The 17,872-nt window shown below is 70.8% G+C and carries 14 protein-coding genes; 7 read left to right on the top strand and 7 right to left on the bottom strand.

The window, feature by feature from the left end:
* Positions 1–179 precede the first annotated feature (179 nt).
* The 5 genes from ACFQ7F_RS31255 to ACFQ7F_RS31235 all read right to left on the bottom strand — a co-directional run bounded on the left by ACFQ7F_RS31255 (position 180) and on the right by ACFQ7F_RS31235 (position 7,135).
* A complete protein-coding gene (locus ACFQ7F_RS31255) occupies positions 180–1,217 on the bottom strand; it encodes an ABC transporter substrate-binding protein (protein ID WP_383277537.1) in 1,038 nt (345 codons plus the stop codon).
* A gap of 170 nt (positions 1,218–1,387) precedes the next feature.
* Positions 1,388–2,542 carry an acyl-CoA dehydrogenase family protein gene (locus ACFQ7F_RS31250; protein WP_383277534.1) on the bottom strand — a complete coding sequence of 385 codons (1,155 nt, stop codon included), beginning with the start codon at positions 2,540–2,542 and terminating at the stop codon, positions 1,388–1,390.
* 6 nt (positions 2,543–2,548) lie between these two features.
* Positions 2,549–3,502 carry a hydroxymethylglutaryl-CoA lyase gene (locus ACFQ7F_RS31245; RefSeq protein WP_383277531.1) on the bottom strand — a complete coding sequence of 318 codons (954 nt, stop codon included), beginning with the start codon at positions 3,500–3,502 and terminating at the stop codon, positions 2,549–2,551.
* A complete protein-coding gene (locus ACFQ7F_RS31240) occupies positions 3,499–5,457 on the bottom strand; it encodes a biotin carboxylase N-terminal domain-containing protein (protein ID WP_383277528.1) in 1,959 nt (652 codons plus the stop codon). The genes ACFQ7F_RS31245 and ACFQ7F_RS31240 overlap by 4 nt, the downstream gene beginning before the upstream one ends.
* Positions 5,458–5,518: 61 nt before the next feature.
* Positions 5,519–7,135: a carboxyl transferase domain-containing protein gene (locus ACFQ7F_RS31235; protein ID WP_383277525.1), complete on the bottom strand. Its 1,617-nt coding sequence runs from the start codon at positions 7,133–7,135 to the stop codon at positions 5,519–5,521.
* Positions 7,136–7,222: 87 nt separating this feature from the next.
* Between ACFQ7F_RS31235 and ACFQ7F_RS31230 the strand changes: the two genes are divergently transcribed.
* From ACFQ7F_RS31230 to ACFQ7F_RS31215, 4 genes are all read left to right on the top strand, one after another.
* Positions 7,223–7,813 carry a TetR/AcrR family transcriptional regulator gene (locus tag ACFQ7F_RS31230; RefSeq protein ID WP_383277522.1) on the top strand — a complete coding sequence of 197 codons (591 nt, stop codon included), beginning with the start codon at positions 7,223–7,225 and terminating at the stop codon, positions 7,811–7,813.
* A gap of 119 nt (positions 7,814–7,932) precedes the next feature.
* Entirely contained in the window at positions 7,933–9,090 is a 1,158-nt protein-coding gene (locus ACFQ7F_RS31225; protein WP_383277519.1) for an acyl-CoA dehydrogenase family protein, read from the top strand.
* Between the two features lie 24 nt (positions 9,091–9,114).
* On the top strand, positions 9,115–10,002 hold the full coding sequence (locus ACFQ7F_RS31220; RefSeq protein ID WP_383277516.1) for an acyl-CoA thioesterase: 888 nt from the start codon (positions 9,115–9,117) through the stop codon (positions 10,000–10,002).
* Positions 10,003–10,048: 46 nt separating this feature from the next.
* A complete protein-coding gene (locus tag ACFQ7F_RS31215) occupies positions 10,049–11,038 on the top strand; it encodes a cation diffusion facilitator family transporter (protein WP_383277513.1) in 990 nt (329 codons plus the stop codon).
* Here ACFQ7F_RS31215 and ACFQ7F_RS31210 read toward each other — a convergent pair.
* On the bottom strand, positions 11,022–11,810 hold the full coding sequence (locus ACFQ7F_RS31210) for a phosphatase (RefSeq protein ID WP_383277510.1): 789 nt from the start codon (positions 11,808–11,810) through the stop codon (positions 11,022–11,024). The genes ACFQ7F_RS31215 and ACFQ7F_RS31210 overlap by 17 nt on opposite strands.
* A gap of 90 nt (positions 11,811–11,900) precedes the next feature.
* The gene (locus ACFQ7F_RS31205) at positions 11,901–13,415 is read right to left on the bottom strand and encodes a PucR family transcriptional regulator (protein ID WP_383277507.1); all 1,515 of its coding nucleotides are present in this window, start codon (positions 13,413–13,415) and stop codon (positions 11,901–11,903) included.
* Positions 13,416–13,588: 173 nt separating this feature from the next.
* Between ACFQ7F_RS31205 and ACFQ7F_RS31200 the strand changes: the two genes are divergently transcribed.
* The 3 genes from ACFQ7F_RS31200 (at position 13,589) to ACFQ7F_RS31190 (ending at position 17,835) form a co-directional block, all read left to right on the top strand.
* Positions 13,589–15,055, top strand: a complete 1,467-nt coding sequence (locus tag ACFQ7F_RS31200) for a sodium:solute symporter (RefSeq protein ID WP_383277504.1) — start codon at positions 13,589–13,591, stop codon at positions 15,053–15,055.
* A gap of 99 nt (positions 15,056–15,154) precedes the next feature.
* Entirely contained in the window at positions 15,155–16,153 is a 999-nt protein-coding gene (gene speB, locus ACFQ7F_RS31195) for an agmatinase (protein ID WP_383277501.1), read from the top strand.
* Entirely contained in the window at positions 16,150–17,835 is a 1,686-nt protein-coding gene (locus ACFQ7F_RS31190; protein WP_383277498.1) for a thiamine pyrophosphate-binding protein, read from the top strand. Before speB ends, ACFQ7F_RS31190 begins: the two co-directional genes overlap by 4 nt.
* Positions 17,836–17,872: the final 37 nt, after the last annotated feature.

Genomic DNA, 17,872 nt, shown 5'->3' with positions numbered 1-17,872 from the left:
TGGGTGAGGGGACTTGGGGGAAGTGAGGTAAGCCTAACCTAACTACCCCTGTGGATAAACCCAGGGGGGTGCGGTGGTCACCATGAGGCAGGAAACCGGAACGGCCTTCTCCGGAAAACGGAACAGCCCTCTCCGGAATGCGGAGAGGGCTGTGCTGTGCGGGCCTCGCGTGAAGGGGGTCAGCTGACCTTCTTGGCCTTCTCGATCGCGTCGGCGAGGTCCTCGAGGATCGGGGCGCACTTGTCGTACGAGTAGATGGGCTCGGTGACGCGCGGGATGACCTGTCCTGCCTTGACCGCGGGCAGCTTCGCCCAGGTCGGTTCCTCGATGTCGGCGGGCTGGATGGTGGCGGTGCGGTTGTCCATCATGATCACGTCCGCGGCGTGCTTGTTGACGTTCTCCCAGCTCAGGTTCTCGAACCAGCCGCCGCTCGCCTTCTTGGCGCTCTCGGACGGCTCGACGAAGTTCACGCCGAGGGACTTGAAGTACTCCAGGTCGGCGGAGAGGTTCGTCCCCGAGACGTAGAAGATGTCCTGACTCGCCGAGCCGACGAGGACCTTGATGTCCTTGTTCGCCTTGGCGACCTTGCGCAGCCGCTCGGCGGCGGCCTCGAAACGCTTCTTCGCCTTGACGACCTTGTCGGCCTTCACGTCCGCGCCCAGCGACTCGGCGAGCGCGAGGAGGCGCTGGAGGGGCTGGGTCATCTGGCGGTCGTAGACGCTGATGCCGGCGCTCGGGGCGAGCTTGAGGATCTTGTCCTTGCTCTCCTCGGGGACGCCCCAGAGGGTGCCCGCGTCGTCGAACATCGTGGAGACGAGGAGGTCGGGGGCGAGGCCCGCGTACTTCTCGATGTTGAACTTGCCCCATTCGTTGCCGAGGATCGTCACCTTGCTGACGTCCATGTCGCCGGCCTGGACGTCCGCCTTGCCGTCCTTGGTCTTCGTCGGGCCGAAGACACCCTTGACCTCGATCCCGTAGTCGAAGAGGGCGGCGGCGACGCTGGTGAAGGCGACGATGTTCTTCGGGGTCGAGTCCTGCTTGGCGGTCGTGCCGCGGTCGTCCTTGAAGCTCCAGGGGCCCGAGTCGCCGGCGTCCGCCTTGCCCGAGCCGCTCTTCTTCTCGTCTCCGCAGGCTGCCAGCAGGGCCGTGAGGCCGAGGGCGCCGCCGGCGGCGAGGATGCCGCGGCGGGAGGGCTGAGGGAGGCGGGCGTTGGGCATATGGGTCTCTGCTTTCGTGAGGACGGCGGCGGTGGCCACTGGCCGGAATCAGCGCTTAGGCTAACCTAACCTAAGCGGATGTCCAGTGGCCCTCGCGGTCGCCTTCCCTTGGGCAGGGCTGTTATCCGGGCTGTTATCCGGGCTGTTGTCCCCGGAGGCCCGGCTCCCCGCTATCCCGCGAAGCCCAGCTCCCTGGCGATCAGCATGCGCTGGACCTCACTGGTCCCCTCGCCGATCTCCAGGATCTTGGAGTCCCGCCACATCCGGGCCACGGGGTACTCGTTCATGAAGCCGTAGCCGCCGTGGATCTGCGTGGCCTCGCGGGCGTTGTCGACGGCGACCGTGGAGGAGTAGAGCTTCGCGATCGCCGCCTCCTTCTTGAAGGGCTCCCCGCCGACGAGGCGCGACGCCGCGTCCCGCCATCCGACCCGGGCCATGTGCGCCCGCGTCTCCATGTCGGCGATCTTGAACTGGATCGCCTGGTTCGCCCCGATCGGCTTGCCGAAGGCGTGCCGCTCCTTGGCGTACTTCACGGACTCGTCGACGCAGCCCTGCGCGAGGCCCGTCGCGAGCGCGGAGATCGCGACCCGGCCCTCGTCGAGGATCCGCAGGAACTGGGCGTAGCCGCGCCCTTCTTCGCCGAGGAGGTTCGCCGCCGGGACCCGCACGTCCGAGAAGGCCAGCTCGCGCGTGTCCGAGGCGTTCCAGCCGACCTTCGAGTACGGGGCCGCGACCGTGAACCCGGGTGTCCCCGACGGCACGATGATCGAGGAGATGAGCGGACGGCCGTCCGCCTTGCGGCCGGTGACGGCGGTGACCGTGACCAGACCCGTGATGTCCGTGCCGGAGTTGGTGATGAAGCACTTGGAGCCGTTGATCACCCACTCGTCGCCGTCCCGCACCGCGGTCGTGCGGGTGCCGCCCGCGTCCGAGCCGCCGTCCGGCTCGGTCAGACCGAAGGCGCCGAGGAGCTCACCGGAACAGAGCCGGGGCAGCCACTCGCGCTTCTGCTCGTCCGTACCGAAGAGGTGGATCGGCATCGCACCGAGCGAGACCCCCGCCTCCAGGGTGATCGCCACGGAGGAGTCGACCCGCGCCAGCTCTTCGAGTGCGATGCCGAGGGCCAGATAGTCGCCGCCCATCCCGCCGTACTCCTCGGGGAAGGGGAGGCCGAACAGGCCCATGCGGCCCATCTCACGGACGATCTCGTACGGGAATTCGTGGCGTTCGTAGAGGTCGCCGATCTTCGGGGCGACGACGTCGTGCGCGAACGCCTCTACCGTGCGGCGGAGTTCCTCGTGCTCGGGGGACAGGCGGTGGTCCATCGCTCTTCACTGCTCCTGGTGGGAGGTGCCCGTCAGGGCACGGACGGTGCGGGACGGGCTGGGTCGGCCCAGTTGTTCGGCCATCCACGCGCTGGTGGCGGTGAGACGGCCGAGATCGACGCCGGTCTCGATACCGAGGCCGTCGAGCATCCATACGAGGTCTTCGGTGGCGAGGTTGCCGGTGGCGCTCTTCGCGTAGGGACAGCCGCCGAGGCCGCCCGCCGACGCGTCGACCGTGCGCACGCCGTGCTGCAGGGCGGCGAGGGTGTTGGAGAGCGCCTGGCCGTACGTGTCGTGGAAGTGCACGCCGATGCGGTCCGTCGGCACGCCCTCTTCGTTCAACTCGGCGAGCAGGGCCAGGACATGGCCCGGGGTGGCGACGCCGATCGTGTCGCCGAGGCTCAGCTCCTCGCAGCCCATGTCCAGCAGGGCCTGCGCGGTGCGGACGACCTGGGCGATGGGCACCGGGCCCTCCCACGGGTCGCCGAAGCACATGGAGAGATAGCCCCGCACATGCACCTTCTGCTCGCGTGCGCGGGCCACGACCGGCTCCGACATCGCGAGGGCCTCGTCCATCGTGCGGTTGAGGTTGGCCTTGGCGAAGGACTCCGTGGCGCTGACGAAGACGGCCACGCTGCGGGCCCCGAGCGCGAGGGCACGGTCAAGACCCCGGGCGTTCGGCACGAGGACCGGGAGCTTGGCCTCCAGGTCATGAAGGAGCGGGAACAGCTGCTCGGCGTCGGCCAGTTGGGGCACCCACTTGGGGTGCACGAAGCTGGTCGCCTCGACGGTCGTGAGGCCCGCGGCGGCGAGGCGGTGGATGAACTCCGCCTTGATCTCCGTGGGGACGACCGCTTTCTCGTTCTGCAGGCCGTCCCGGGCGCCCACCTCATAGATGCGGACGCGGGGCGGCAGGTCCTGGGTGGGGACGGCCATGGGGAGCCCCGTGGGGAGCGTCATTTCTCCTCCTGCGGATCCTCGGGGATCACCACGGCCAGGATCTGGTCCATGGCGACGGTCGCGCCCGGTGTGACGTCGAGTTCGCTGACGGTGCCCGCGTGCGGGGCGGAGATGACGTGCTCCATCTTCATCGCCTCCACCACCAGGAGGCTCTGTCCCTGGGTCACGTGATCGCCGGTGGACACCTTGACGACCGTGACGGTGCCGGGCATGGGGGCGGTCAGGGCGTCGGCCCCGCTGTGGGCGGCGCCGGTGAGGCTCGCCGCCACGGGGTCGTGGTCCTGGACGTGCCAGGCGTCGCCGTCCCTGCCGAGCCAGTCGGCGGCGCGGTGGAAGGTGTGGACGATGCCGTCCACGTGGACCGTGACGCGGCCGGGCTCCACGGTGCGCGGGCCCTCGCCCGCGATGTGCCCGACGGGCTCGTGTCCCGGCACGCGGAGGTGGTGCGTGAGCGGGGCCGGGGTGCCGCCGAGGCGCCAGCCCTCAGGCACCGAGAACGGGTCTCGCCAGCCGTCACCGGTGGGTTCGAGGGCGGCGGTGCGGACGGCCGCCGCGGCTTCGTACACCTCGTCGGGCACGCCTTGGGGGACGAGGCTCTCCGCCTCGCGCTCCACGAGGCCGGTGTCCAGTTCGCCCGCCACCACGGCCGGGTGGGCGAGCAGCCTGCGCAGGAAACCGGCGTTCGTCGGCACCCCGAGCGTCACCGTGTCCGCGAGCGCCGCCCGCAGCTTGCGCAGTGCCGTCGGCCGGTCGGGTCCGTACGCGATGACCTTCGACAGCATCGGGTCGTACAGGCTCCCGATCTCCGTGCCCTGGCTAAGCCCGGAGTCGGTCCGCACGCCGTCGCCCTGCGGCTCGTGCAGGGCGAGGACCGTGCCGCCGGACGGCAGGAAGCCGCGCGAACCCGCTTTAACAGACACAGTCTCCGCACAGACGCGGGCCTCGATCGCGTGGCCCGTGAGTGTGATGTCGTCCTGCCCGTACGGGAGTTCCTCACCGGCGGCGACCCGCAGCTGCCACTCCACCAGGTCGATACCGGTGATCAGCTCCGTCACCGGGTGCTCCACCTGGAGCCGCGTGTTCATCTCCATGAAGTAGTACGAGGACGGGTCCTTGCCCGGCACGATGAACTCCACCGTGCCCGCGCCCGCATACCCGCAGGAGCGCGCCGCCTGGACCGCCGCCTCGCCCATCGACGCGCGCGTGGCCTCGTCGAGGAGGACGCTCGGTGCCTCCTCGATGATCTTCTGGTGGCGGCGCTGGAGCGAGCACTCGCGCTCGCCGAGGTGGATCACGTTGCCGTGGCCGTCGGCGAGGACCTGGATCTCGATGTGCCGGGGGCGGTCGATCCACCGCTCCACGAGCAGCGTGTCGTCGCCGAAGGAGGACCGTGCCTCGCGGCGCGCGGCGGCGATCTCGTCCGCGAGCAGGGAAGCGTCCCGCACGAGCCGCATGCCCTTGCCGCCGCCGCCCGCCGAGGGCTTGAGCAGCACCGGCATGCCGATCTCCCGGGCGGCATCGGCCAGTTGGGCGTCGGTCAGGCCGCTGCCCGACGATCCGGGGACCACCGGGACCCCGGCCGCCTCGACCGTCTCCTTGGCGCGGATCTTGTCGCCCATCAGGTCGATCGCCGATGAGGGCGGCCCGATGAAGACGAGGCCCGCCTCCGTGCAGGCCCGTGCGAACTCGGCGTTCTCCGCGAGGAAGCCGTACCCCGGGTGGACGGCCTGGGCGCCGCTGCGGGCCGCCGCGTCGAGCAGCCGCTCGGCCGACAGATAGCTCTCGGCGGCCGGCGGCGGACCGAGGCGCACGGCCATGTCCGCCTCGCGCACATGCCGGGCGTCCGCGTCCGCGTCGCTGAACACGGCGACCGAGCGCACGCCGAGCGCCCGCAGCGTCCGGATCACGCGGACCGCGATCTCGCCCCTGTTGGCGACCAGAACGGTGTCGAACATCGTCCCTCTCCTGCTGAAGCTCCTGCTGCAGTTCCTGCTGAAGTCGGTCATCGTCCGCCCCTCACATCCGGAAGACGCCGAAGCCGGGCTCGCCCAAGGGCGCCTCGGCACAGGCGGTCAGGGCGAGGCCGAGGACCTGCCGGGTCTCCATGGGGTCGATCACGCCGTCGTCCCAGAGCCGCGCGGTGGCGTAATAGGCGTTGCCCTGCTCCTCGTACTGGGCGCGGACCGGGTCCTTGAAGGCCTGCTCGTCCGCGTCCGACCACTCCTCGCCCCGCGCCTCCAACTGGTCGCGCTTGACGGTCGCGAGGACCGATGCGGCCTGCTCGCCGCCCATCACGGAGATCTTGGCGTTCGGCCACATCCACAGGAAGCGGGGGGAGTAGGCACGGCCGCACATCGAGTAGTTCCCCGCGCCGTACGAACCGCCGATCACGACCGTCAGCTTCGGAACGCGTGTGCAGGCCACCGCCGTCACCATCTTGGCGCCGTGCTTGGCGATGCCGCCCGCCTCATAGTCCCGGCCGACCATGAAGCCGGAGATGTTCTGCAGGAAGACGAGGGGGATGCCGCGCTGGTCGCACAGCTCGATGAAGTGGGCGCCCTTCTGGGCGGACTCGGAGAAGAGGATGCCGTTGTTCGCGATGATGCCGACGGGGTGGCCGTGGACGTGGGCGAAGCCCGTCACGAGGGTCTGGCCGTACTCCGCCTTGAACTCGGCGAAGCGCGAGCCGTCGACCACGCGCGCGATGACCTCGCGGACGTCATAGGGGGTGCGGGAGTCCGTCGGCACCGCTCCGAACAGCCCGAGGGGGTCGACCTTCGGCTCCTCGACCGGGCGGACGGACCAGGGGGCTTCAGCGCGATCGGGGAGCGTGGAGACGATCGTCCGCACGATCCGCAGCGCGTGCGCGTCGTCCTCCGCGAGGTGGTCCGTCACTCCGGAGACCCGGGAGTGGACCTCGCCGCCGCCCAGCTCCTCGGCCGTCACGACCTCGCCGGTCGCCGCCTTCACCAGGGGCGGGCCGCCGAGGAAGATCGTCCCCTGATTGCGGACGATCACCGCTTCGTCGCTCATCGCGGGGACGTACGCCCCGCCCGCCGTGCACGAGCCGAGCACGGCCGCGATCTGCGGGACGCCCGCTCCGGACATCCGTGCCTGGTTGTAGAAGATCCGCCCGAAGTGCTCGCGGTCCGGGAAGACGTCGTCCTGCATCGGCAGGAAGGCGCCGCCCGAGTCCACCAGATACAGACAGGGGAGGCGGTTCTCCAGCGCGACCTCCTGGGCGCGCAGATGCTTCTTCACCGTCATCGGGTAGTACGTGCCGCCCTTGACGGTGGCGTCATTGGCGACGATCACGCAGGTGCGTCCGGAGACCCGGCCGATCCCGGCAATGACGCCGGCGGCCGGTGCGTCCCCGCCGTACAGCCCGTCGGCCGCGAGCGGTGCGAGCTCCAAGAAGGGGGAGCCGGGGTCGAGCAGGGCGTCCACGCGGTCGCGGGGCAGCAGCTTGCCGCGCGCGACATGGCGGGCGCGGGCCCGCTCGCCGCCGCCGAGCCTGGCGGCGGCGAGCTTGGCCCGCAGGTCTTCGACGAGGGCGGTGTGCGCCGCCTCGTTCGTCCGCCATGCTTCGGACGCGGGATCAGCCGCGCTCGTCAGCACCGGTGCCTGCAGCATCAGTCGAGCCCCCTTGCTCGGTTAATGAGCGTTAACGTATTGCGTTCAGGTTAACGACCGCTAACCGCCCTGTCTAGAATTGATTCCATGGCCACCAGAACCGACGCCCCCACCCGTCGCGAGCAGATCCTCAGAGAAGCCGCCCGGCTCTTCGCCGAGCGCGGCTTCCACGGAGTCGGAGTGGACGAGATAGGGGCCGCCGTCGGCATCAGCGGACCCGGTCTCTACCGCCACTTCGCGGGCAAGGACGCGATGCTCGCCGAGCTGCTCGTCGGCATCAGCGGGCAGCTCCTGACCGGCGGCAAGCGATGTGTGGCCGACGCGGACGGGTCGCCGGAGCGTGTGCTCGACGCGCTCATCGAGGGGCACATCGACTTCGCCCTGGACGACCGCTCCCTGATCACCCTGCACGACCGCGAGCTCGACCGGCTGCGGGACACCGACCGCAAGCTGGTCCGCCAGCTCCAGCGGCAGTACGTGGAGATCTGGGTCGACGTGGTGCGCAAGGTCTATCCGGACCTCGCCGAGATCGAGGCCCGTGTCTGTGTGCACGCCGTCTTCGGGCTGCTCAACTCCACGCCGCACCTGAGCCGGCGCGACGCGCTGCCCAGTCGTACGGCCATGGCGCAGCTGCTGCACGGCCTGGCGCGCGGGGCGTTCGCGGCGGCGGTGGCGTGACGGGAGCGACAGGGCTTATCTCTGGACGGTCCGGTGACCGGCGGGTAACGTTTGTCTGAGCAAGCGCTTAGTCGTGTTGCGCTTGGCCGAGCCTGGTGTCGTATCGAAGGAGTTCTCCCGTGCGCCGTACCGTTTTCAATGAGGACCACGAGGCGTTCCGGGAGACCCTGCGCGCCTTCATCGAGGCCGAGGTCGTCCCGGTCCACGAGGAGTGGTTCGCCGCCGGAATCGTGCCGCGCGAGTTCTACTACAAGCTCGCCGAGCTGGGTCTCTTCGGCATCAGCGTCCCCGAGGAGTTCGGCGGCGCGGGCATGGAGTCGCACAAGTTCGAGGCCATCCAGTACGAGGAGACGGCCCGCGCGGGCGTCAGCTTCGGCGGCTCCGGCGTGCACGTGCTCCTCGCCCTGCCGTACATCAAGGCGCTCGGCACCGACGAGCAGAAGAAGCGCTACCTCGAGAAGTTCGTCTCCGCCGAGGAGATGTGGGCCCTGGCGATGACCGAGCCGGGCACCGGCTCCGACCTCGCGGGCATGAAGACCACGGCCAAGCTCTCCGAGGACGGCACGCACTACGTCCTCAACGGCTCCAAGACCTTCATCACCGGCGGTGTGCACGCCGACCGCGTGATCGTCTGCGCCCGTACGTCAGCGCCCACCGCCGAGGACCGCCGCCACGGCATCTCGCTCTTCGCCGTCGACACCAAGTCCGACGGCTACTCGATCGGCCGCAAGCTCGACAAGCTGGGCCTGAAGACCTCCGACACCGCCGAGCTGGCGTTCGTCGACGTCAAGGTCCCCGTCGAGGACCTCCTCGGCGAGGAGAACAAGGGCTTCTACTACCTCGGAAGCAACCTGCCCTCCGAGCGCTGGGGCATCGCCTACGGCGCGTACGCGCAGGCCAAGGCCGCCGTCCGGTTCGCCAAGGAGTACGTGCAGGACCGCACGGTCTTCGGCAAGACGGTGGCCTCCTTCCAGAACACCAAGTTCGAGCTCGCCGCCTGCCAGGCCGAGGTGGACGCCGCGGAGGCCGTCGCCGACCGCGCCCTCGAGGCCCTGGACGCGGGCGAGCTGACCGCGGCCGAGGCCGCATCCGCGAAGCTGTTCAACACCGAGGTCGCGCACCGCGTCATCGACAAGTGCCTCCAGCTGCACGGTGGCTACGGCTTCATGAACGAGTACCCCATCGCCCGCCTGTACGCGGACAACCGCGTCAACCGGATCTACGGCGGCACCAGCGAGGTCATGAAGATGATCATCGCCAAGGACATGGGCCTGTAAAGATCCCCCTGTAGAACTGGATTCATGAACAAGGCACTTGAAGACCTCCTCGATCTGCTCGACCTCGAGCAGATCGAGGAGGACATATTCCGGGGCGAGAGCCGCTCGGCACTCGTCCCGCGCGTCTTCGGCGGCCAGGTGGCCGCCCAGGCGCTGGTGGCGGCCGGTCGCACGGTCCCCGCCGATAGGCCCGCCCACTCCCTGCACGCGTACTTCCTGCGTGCGGGGGATCCGGGGGCGCCGATCGTCTACACCGTCGACCGGATCCGCGACGGCCGCTCCTTCACCACGCGCCGGGTCGTCGCCGTCCAGCACGGGCAGCCGATATTCCACCTCTCCGCGTCCTTCCAGACCTACGAGGAGGGCCTGGAGCACCAGACGGGGATGCCGTCGGCGCCGGACCCGGAGACACTCCCGACCGCCGCCGAGATGCTCCCTCGCCACCTGCCGTCCCACGTCGCCGAGCGCCTGGTCGAGGCCCGCGCGGCCGTCGACCTGCGCTACGTGGACGCACCGCCCTGGGCATCGGTCGGGCAGCCGCGCGAACCGCGCTCCCAGGTGTGGTTCCGCACGAACGGCAAGCTCGACGACGTCGACAACTCCGCCAACCACACGGTCGACTCCTTGCTGCACGTCTGCCTCGCCACGTACGTCTCCGACATGACGCTTCTCGACTCGGTGCTGCTCGCGCACGGCCGTGGCGGCTGGGCGGTCGGTGACGTCGTCGGCGCCTCGCTCGACCACGCGATGTGGTTCCACCGCCCCTTCAAGGCCGACGAATGGCTCCTGTACGACCAGGAGTCGCCCTCCGCGTCCGGCGGGCGCGGCCTCGGCCAAGCGCGGATCTGGACGCAGGACGGACAGCTCGCGGTGACGGTGATTCAGGAAGGCGTGGTGCGCGTCCCGCGCTGAGACCCGGGGTTCGCGTTCCCCGGTGATCGGACATACCGTCCGATACATGAGTGAGCAGGTCGACAGCAGTCAGCCAGAGCCGCCCGAGAGCGGCGGCGAGAGCACTTTCACCGTCATCGTCGCCGCCGTCGCCAACCTCGGGATCGCCGTCGCCAAGGCCGTCGCCGGTGTCATCAGCGGGTCGAGCGCGATGCTCTCCGAAGCGGCGCACTCCTTGGCCGACACCGTCACCGAGCTGCTGCTCCTCACCGCCCTGAAGCGGAGCGAGAAGCCCGCCGACGAGGAGCATCCCCTCGGCTACGGCCCCGAGCGCTACATCTGGGCGATGCTCGCGGCCGTCGCCACCTTCGTCGGCGGCGCCGTCTTCTCGATCTACGACGGCATCCACACGCTGGTGGCGGGCGAGGAGCTCGGCGACCCGCTCATCTCGTACATCGTGCTCGCCATCGCCTTCCTCCTTGAGGGCTATTCGCTGCGCACCGGCGTCAAACAGGCACGCGGTGAGGCGGAGCGCTTCGGGGCCTCCTTCGGGCGCTACATGCGCTACACGCCCGACACCGCAGTGAAGGCCGTCGTCATGGAGGACTCCGCCGCCCTGGCCGGACTCGTGCTGGCCGCCCTCGGACTGCTCGGCGGGCAGCTCACCGGGTCCGGCGTGTGGGACGGCGTGGCCTCGCTCTGCATCGGCGTGCTGCTCCTGTACGTCGCCTGGGTGCTCGGGCGCAGCAACGCCCAGCTCCTCATCGGGCGCCCGCTGCCCAAACCCATGCGCAAGGAGATCCGCGACGAACTCCTCGCCTCCGAGCACGTCGAGGCCGTGCTCGAACTGACGACGCTGCTCCAGGGGCCGCGCGAGGCCCTCGTCGCCGCCAAGGTCGACTTCCGTGACGCCTCGACGGCGGCACAGATCGAGTGGGCCTGCGAACAGGCCGAGCGGCGGGTGCGGGAGCGGTTTCCCGGCGTACGACGGGTCTACCTGGACCCGACGCCGGGGTACGCCCAGCGGCGCGAGGAGGGGCTCAACCCGTGGCCGTGAGGCCCGCCGCGTCAAGGAGGTAGGCCGTCATCGGGTCGTAGAAGCGCGGGCTCGTGACGTGGTCGTCCAGCGGGACCGTCACCTGGAGAGTGCCCTCGGCCTCGCCGATGAACAGCGCCGGGTCGTTGCAGTCCGCGTACCCCACGGAGTCGATGCCGCGCTGGCCCGCCCGTCCGGCCCAGCCGTGGTCGGCGACGACCAGGTTCGGCAGCGGGCGCCCCTCGCGCTCAAGGCCGTCAAGGATCGCGTTCATCGGCTCGGGGGAGTGCGTGTGCCACAGGGTCGCGCCGCGCTCCAGCATCGCCACGTCCGCGAACTGGAAGACCATGCCCTCGTCGGCGGTGAGGCCCTCCGGGATGACGACGATCTCGCAGCCGGCCGCGCGCAGGGCGGCCGCCGTGGCGCGGTGCACGTCGAGCAGACCCCCGGGGTGGCCGGTGGCGAAAAGGACCCTCTCCTTGCCGGCCGCCGCCTTGCGCAGACGCGCCGCCATGCGCTCCAGGGCGTCGACCGTCAGCTCCGGGTCGATGGTGTCCTGCCCCTGCCGGAACGCGTCGTCGTCGATCACGCCGCACCGCTCGGCCATCACCGCGAGGACGTCCTGCTCGTCGGTCCAGCGGTCGCCGAGCTCAAGGCCGAGCCAGTAGTGGCGGTCGCCGTTCGCGAGCTTCCTGTAATGACTGAGGTTGTTCTCGCGGGGCGTGGCGACATCGCCCGCGATGCGGGAGCGTACGAGGTGGTCGACAAGCGCGGCACGGCTGGGTATTGGCATGGCTCCTATTGTGCCGCCGGTAACCGGCCGGCGGCGGGCAGTCCCGAACCCTGGACCTGTGACCTGCGCCCCTCTCCGCCGGCTCCCGGGTCACCTGCCGAGCGCGAACCACAGCTCCATCCGTACGTCGGGATCGTCCAGGTCCGCCCCCAGGAGCGCCGCGCACCGCGTCACACGCTGGCGGACCGTGTTGCGGTGGACGCCGAGCGCGGTCGCCGTGCGGTCCCAGTTGCCGTGCAGGGAGAGCCAGGTGCGCAGGGTCCCGGTGAGCGCCACGCTGTCGCCGAGCGGGGCGAGCAGCACGCGTGCGTGGGCGGCGGCCTCGGCGGGTGCGACCAGAGCGGCGATGCCCGCCTCGCGGTGCCGGACGAGCGGCGTGCGGGTGGCCTCGGCGCGGTGCAGGGCGCGGTCAGCCTGGGCGTCGGCCGCGGGCAGGTCGCCGGGGGCGGCGGGGGCGGAGGCTCCCAGGGTCCAGCCGGGCTGTCCGGTGAGCTCGCGGTCGGCGGGCAGCAAAAGCCGTACGAGGTCCTGGTCCGCGTCCGTGTCGACCAGGCCGCTGCCCAGCGCGGCGGCGAGCGCGGACGCGGCGACGGAGTGGGCCACCGGGTCGTTCCCGGCACCCCCGCGCGCGTGCACCACGGTCCACTCCTCGGCCCCTAGTGGCGGCGCGACATCGCCCGCCGCCGAGCCCAGAAGCAGCCGCACCAGCGCCGCGGAGCGCACGGAATCGGCGGCGCCCTGGTGCTTGCCGGTAAGCAGCGAGAGCAGTACGACGGCCACCCCGGTGATGGTGTGGTCCCCCGGCTCGCGCTGCTCGGCCGCGACCCCGAGCGCGAACCCCTGCCCGCCGCCGAGCGCGTACGCGGCGAGGTGGGCGCCACCCACGGAGTCGGTGGCCGACGCGGGGGCGGGGCCGACCCGCCCCGTCGGACGGACGACTTCGGAGAGGTCACGCACCGCATGGCGCACCCCCGTTCCCGGAGCCGTCCCCGCCGTGTGGAGCACCGCGCCGTCCGGTGCGTAGAGCACCGCCCAGCCGCCCAGGCGCGCCGCGAGCTGCCGAAGCACCGCCGGCACCGGGTCCGGGCGCGCGGCGGCCGTGGCGAGGCCCTGCTGGGCCTCCGTCACACGGCGCAGCTCGGCGTGCCTGGCCTCCGCCACCAGCTGCCACACCGCGCGGGCGACCCCGCTGAACGTCGTGCGCGGCGGCACCTCCAGGAGCGGCAGGCCGTAGCGGTCGCAGGCCGTCACCAGGGCGCGCGGCACCGTGTCGTGCACGGGCGCGACGCCGAAGGCCAGGGCCGCGCCGCCCGCCTCGACGATCCGCGCCACGTAATCGTCGAGGTACACGCCCGCACCCACCGGGTCCGTGATGTGCACGCCCGCCGTCAACAGCAGCTCGCCGCCCAGGAGGTACGGGTACGGGTCCGCCATCTCCGAGGTGTGCACCCACTGGACGGCCGCCCCGCTCTCCCCGGCGTCGGGGCCCGCGATCTGGCGCAGGCCCAGATCCTCCCGGGCGAGGAGCGCGGTGAGCAGGACCGGCGGGGTCGGGGGAGTAATGGGTGAGGCGGCAGGGTCCGGCACGGTGGACGATCCATCCATCTTGGTCGTGAAGAGTGGATGAAACGTACACTTCAGCGTTGCTTTCCGGCCACCTAAGGTCGTGCCGACCGCAGGCCACGGGTACGGGCGGATGTCCCCGCGGCCGGTCGTTGCCACCCCCCTCACCCCCATCTGCACGACACGCCACCGAGGTGCGCGAAGGAGGGCCCCCTATGGCCGTCGACTACACAGTGATCGTCGTCTATCTCGTCGGCATGCTCGCGATGGGCTGGTGGGGCATGCGCCGCGCCAAGTCCAAGAGCGAGTTCCTGGTCGCGGGACGCCGCCTCGGACCGTGGATGTACTCCGGGACCATGGCCGCCATCGTCCTCGGCGGCGCGTCCACCATCGGCGGCGTCGGCCTCGGCTACCAGTACGGGCTCTCCGGAGCCTGGATGGTCTTCACGATCGGCCTCGGCCTGCTCGCGCTGAGCGTCTTCTTCTCGGCGCGCATCGCACGCCTGAAGGTCTACACCGTCTCCGAGATGCTCGACCTGCGCTACGGCGGACGCGCGGGCGTCATCTCCGGAGTCGTCATGTGGGCGTACACCCTGATGCTCGCGGTCACGTCGACCATCGCGTACGCCACGATCTTCGACGTCATCTTCGACATGAACCGCACCCTGGCGATCATCCTCGGCGGCTCGATCGTCGTCGCCTACTCGACGCTCGGCGGCATGTGGTCCATCACGCTCACCGACATGGTGCAGTTCGTGGTGAAGACCGTCGGCGTGCTGCTTCTGCTGCTGCCCATCGCCGTCGTCAAGGCCGGTGGCTTCAGCGAGATGAAGGCCAAGCTGCCCACCGAGTACTTCGACCCGCTGGGCATCGGCGGCGAGACGATCTTCACGTACGTCCTGATCTATACGTTCGGCATGCTCATCGGGCAGGACATCTGGCAGCGCGTCTTCACCGCGCGCAGCGACAAGGTCGCCCGCTACGGCGGAACCGTCGCCGGTACCTACTGTCTGGTGTACGCGATCGCTGGCGCCGTCATCGGCACCGCGGCCAAGGTCATGTACCCGAAGCTGCCCAGCGCGGACGCGGCCTTCGCGACCATCGTCAAGGACGAACTGCCGATGGGCGTACGGGGCCTCGTGCTCGCCGCGGCGCTCGCCGCCGTGATGTCCACGTCCTCCGGAGCACTCATCGCCTGTGCCACCGTCGCCAACAACGACATCTGGTCGCGCCTTCGGGGCGCCGTCTCCCCGAAGGGCGATGGCGAGGAGCACGACGAGGTGAAGGGCAACCGCCTCTTCATCCTGATCATGGGCGTCGCCGTCGTCCTCATCGCCATCGCCCTCAACGACGTCGTCCAGGCGCTCACCGTCGCCTACAACCTGCTCGTCGCCGGTCTTCTCGTGCCGATCCTCGGCGGACTGCTCTGGAAGCGCGGCACGGCGCCCGGCGCGCTCGCGGCCGTCGTCGCCGGTGGCCTCTCGGTCATCGGGCTCATGTGGGGGTACGGAATCCTCGCCAACGAGCCGGTCTACTACGGCCTGTTGATCTCCCTCGGCGTGTACGTCGTCGTCTCCCTCGCCACGAAGCCGACCGACGCGGAGGTCCTCGCGGCCTGGCGCGAGCGGCTCGCGGGCCGGGGGTCCGAAGAGGCGGAGCAGCAGGCTCCGGCAGCCGTCTAGCTTTTCCGCGCGGCCCGCTGCCGACGTCACTGTCAGTGGGCCGCGCGACACTTGTCCCAGCAGCACAGCAACACTCGTACCAGCAGGAGGAAACCGACCATGAGCAGCGCCGAGACCCCGACCCCCCGCGGCCCGGTCGACTCCTCCCGCGTTCCCCGGTACGCGGGCCCCGCGACCTACGCCCGGCTGCCCCGCCTCGACGAGGTGGGCGGCAAGACGGACATCGCCGTGGTCGGCGTGCCCTTCGACACGGGTGTCTCGTACCGCCCCGGCGCACGCTTCGGCGGCAACGCGATCCGCGAGGCCTCGCGCCTCCTGCGTCCGTACAACCCCGCGCAGGACGCGTCGCCCTTCGCGCTCGCGCAGGTCGCGGACGCGGGCGACATAGCCGCCAACCCGTTCAACATCAACGAAGCGGTCGAGACCATCGAGGCCGCCGCGGACGACCTCCTCGGCTCGGGCGCCCGCATGATGACGCTCGGCGGCGACCACACCATCGCCCTGCCGCTGCTCCGCTCGGTCGCCAAGAAGCACGGCCCGGTCGCCCTGCTGCACTTCGACGCGCACCTGGACACCTGGGACACGTACTTCGGCGCGGAGTACACCCACGGCACGCCGTTCCGCCGGGCCGTCGAGGAGGGCATCCTCGACACCGAGGCGCTCAGCCACGTCGGCACGCGCGGCCCGCTCTACGGCAAGCAGGACCTCACCGACGACGAGAAGATGGGCTTCGGCATCGTCACGTCGGCGGACATCTACCGCCGTGGCGCCGACGAGGTCGCCGACCAGCTGCGCCAGCGCATCGGCGACCGTCCGCTGTACATCTCCATCGACATCGACTGCCTGGACCCGGCCCACGCGCCTGGCACGGGCACCCCGGAGGCGGGTGGCATGACGTCGCGCGAGCTCCTGGAGATCCTGCGGGGGCTCTCCTCCTGCAACCTCGTCTCGGCGGACGTCGTCGAGGTCGCCCCCGCCTACGACCACGCGGAGATCACGGCCGTCGCCGCCTCGCACACCGCGTACGAGCTGACGACGATCATGTCCCGCCAGATCGCGGAGGCCCGCCAGATCACCGAGGGGAGCGCGGCCAAGTGACGCACGACCACGACGTAGAACTGCGGCCCACGGCCGCGCAGCAGGAAGCGGCCCTGAACCCGCCTGAGGGGCGCAACGGCGGCGACCTCGTCATCGAGACCCTCCAGGGCCTCGGCGCGACGACGGTCTTCGGCCTCCCCGGCCAGCACGCACTCGGCATGTTCGACGCACTGCGGCGCTCGTCCCTCTCGTACGTGGGCCTTCGCGTCGAGAACAACACGGGCTTCGCGGCGGACGCGTACGGCCGGATCACCGGTGAGGTGGCCCCGCTGCTGCTCTCCACCGGACCGGGCGCGCTGACCTCGCTCGCCGCGCTCCAGGAGGCGGCGGCCGGATCGTCGCCCGTGCTCGCGATCGGCAGCCAGATCCCGGTGGCGGGGCTCGGCGGCGGCCGGCACGGCTACCTCCACGAGCTGCGTGACCAGCAGGCGTCGTTCCGCGACATCGTGAAATCCGTCCACACGGTGCGTACGGCCTCACAGATCCCGTCCGCGATCGCGGCCGCCTGGGAGTCGGCGCTCACCGCCCCGCACGGCCCGGTCTGGGTGGAGATCCCGCAGGACGTGCTGCTCGCGGAGACGACCCTGCCCGTCGTCACCGCGATGGACGCGACCCCGGAAGATGTCGTCCCGCGCCCCGAGCTGACCGCGGTGGCCGCCGACCTGCTGTCCCGGGCCGAGCGCCCGGCGATCATCGCGGGCGGCGGAGTCGTACGTTCGGATGCGAGCGGCAAGCTCCTGGCCCTCGCCGAGCTGGTGAACGCGCCCGTCGTCACGACCTTCGGCGGCAAGGGCGCCTTCCCCTGGGAGCACCCGCTGTCGCTCCAGTCGTGGCTGGAGGACCGGTACACGACGGACTTCCTTGAGGACGCCGACGTCCTCCTGGTGGTCGGCTCGGGCCTCGGCGAGCTCTCCTCGAACTACCACACGTTCAAACCGCGCGGCCGGGTCATCCAGATCGAGGCGGACGCCGGAAAGCTGGAGTCCAACCACCCGGCGCTCGGCATCCACGCGGACGCGCGCCTCGCGCTCTCCGCGCTCCTGGAGACGATCGACGCCCCCCGCGAGGACCCCTCGGCCCCCGAGCGGGTGCGGACAGTCCTCTCCAAGGTCAAGGACCGCATCGCCGCCCAGGACCTCACCCTGGAGCAGCAGGTCCTCGCCTCCGTGCGCGAGGCCCTGCCCGACGCGGCGCCGTCCTTCTGGGACATGACGATCCTCGCCTACTGGGCGTGGTCGGCCTTCGACGCGCGGCGCCCCAACACCATGCACTCGGCGCAGGGCGCGGGCGGCCTCGGGTACGGCTTCCCCGCGGCCCTCGGCGCGGCGGCCGCGGACCCCTCCCACCCGGTCCTCGCGGTCTCCGGCGACGGCGGCGCGATGTACTCGATCGCGGAGCTTGCCACGGCGCGGCAGTACGACCTCCCCGTGACCTGGCTGATCGTCGACGACGGCGGCTACGGCATCCTCCGCGAGTACATGTCCGAAGCCTTCGGCGAGGCGAGCGCCACGGAACTCTCCCGCCCGGACTTCGTCGCCCTCGCGGAGTCCTTCGGGGTGCCGGGCGTGCGTACGACCCCGGAGACCCTCCGCGACGACCTCACGAAGGCCCTCGCGGCCCCGGGCCCGTCGGTGGTCGTGCTCCCGGCCCTACTCCGCATGTTCGAGCCGACGCACCTCTGAGAGCCTGCGCCCGGTCGCGACGATTTTTTGAAAATTC

Source organism: Streptomyces sp. NPDC056486, from assembly GCF_042795295.1.
GTDB lineage: Bacteria > Actinomycetota > Actinomycetes > Streptomycetales > Streptomycetaceae > Streptomyces.
Note: the sequence above shows the minus strand (reverse complement) of the source record. Positions and strands in the feature narration are given on the sequence as shown.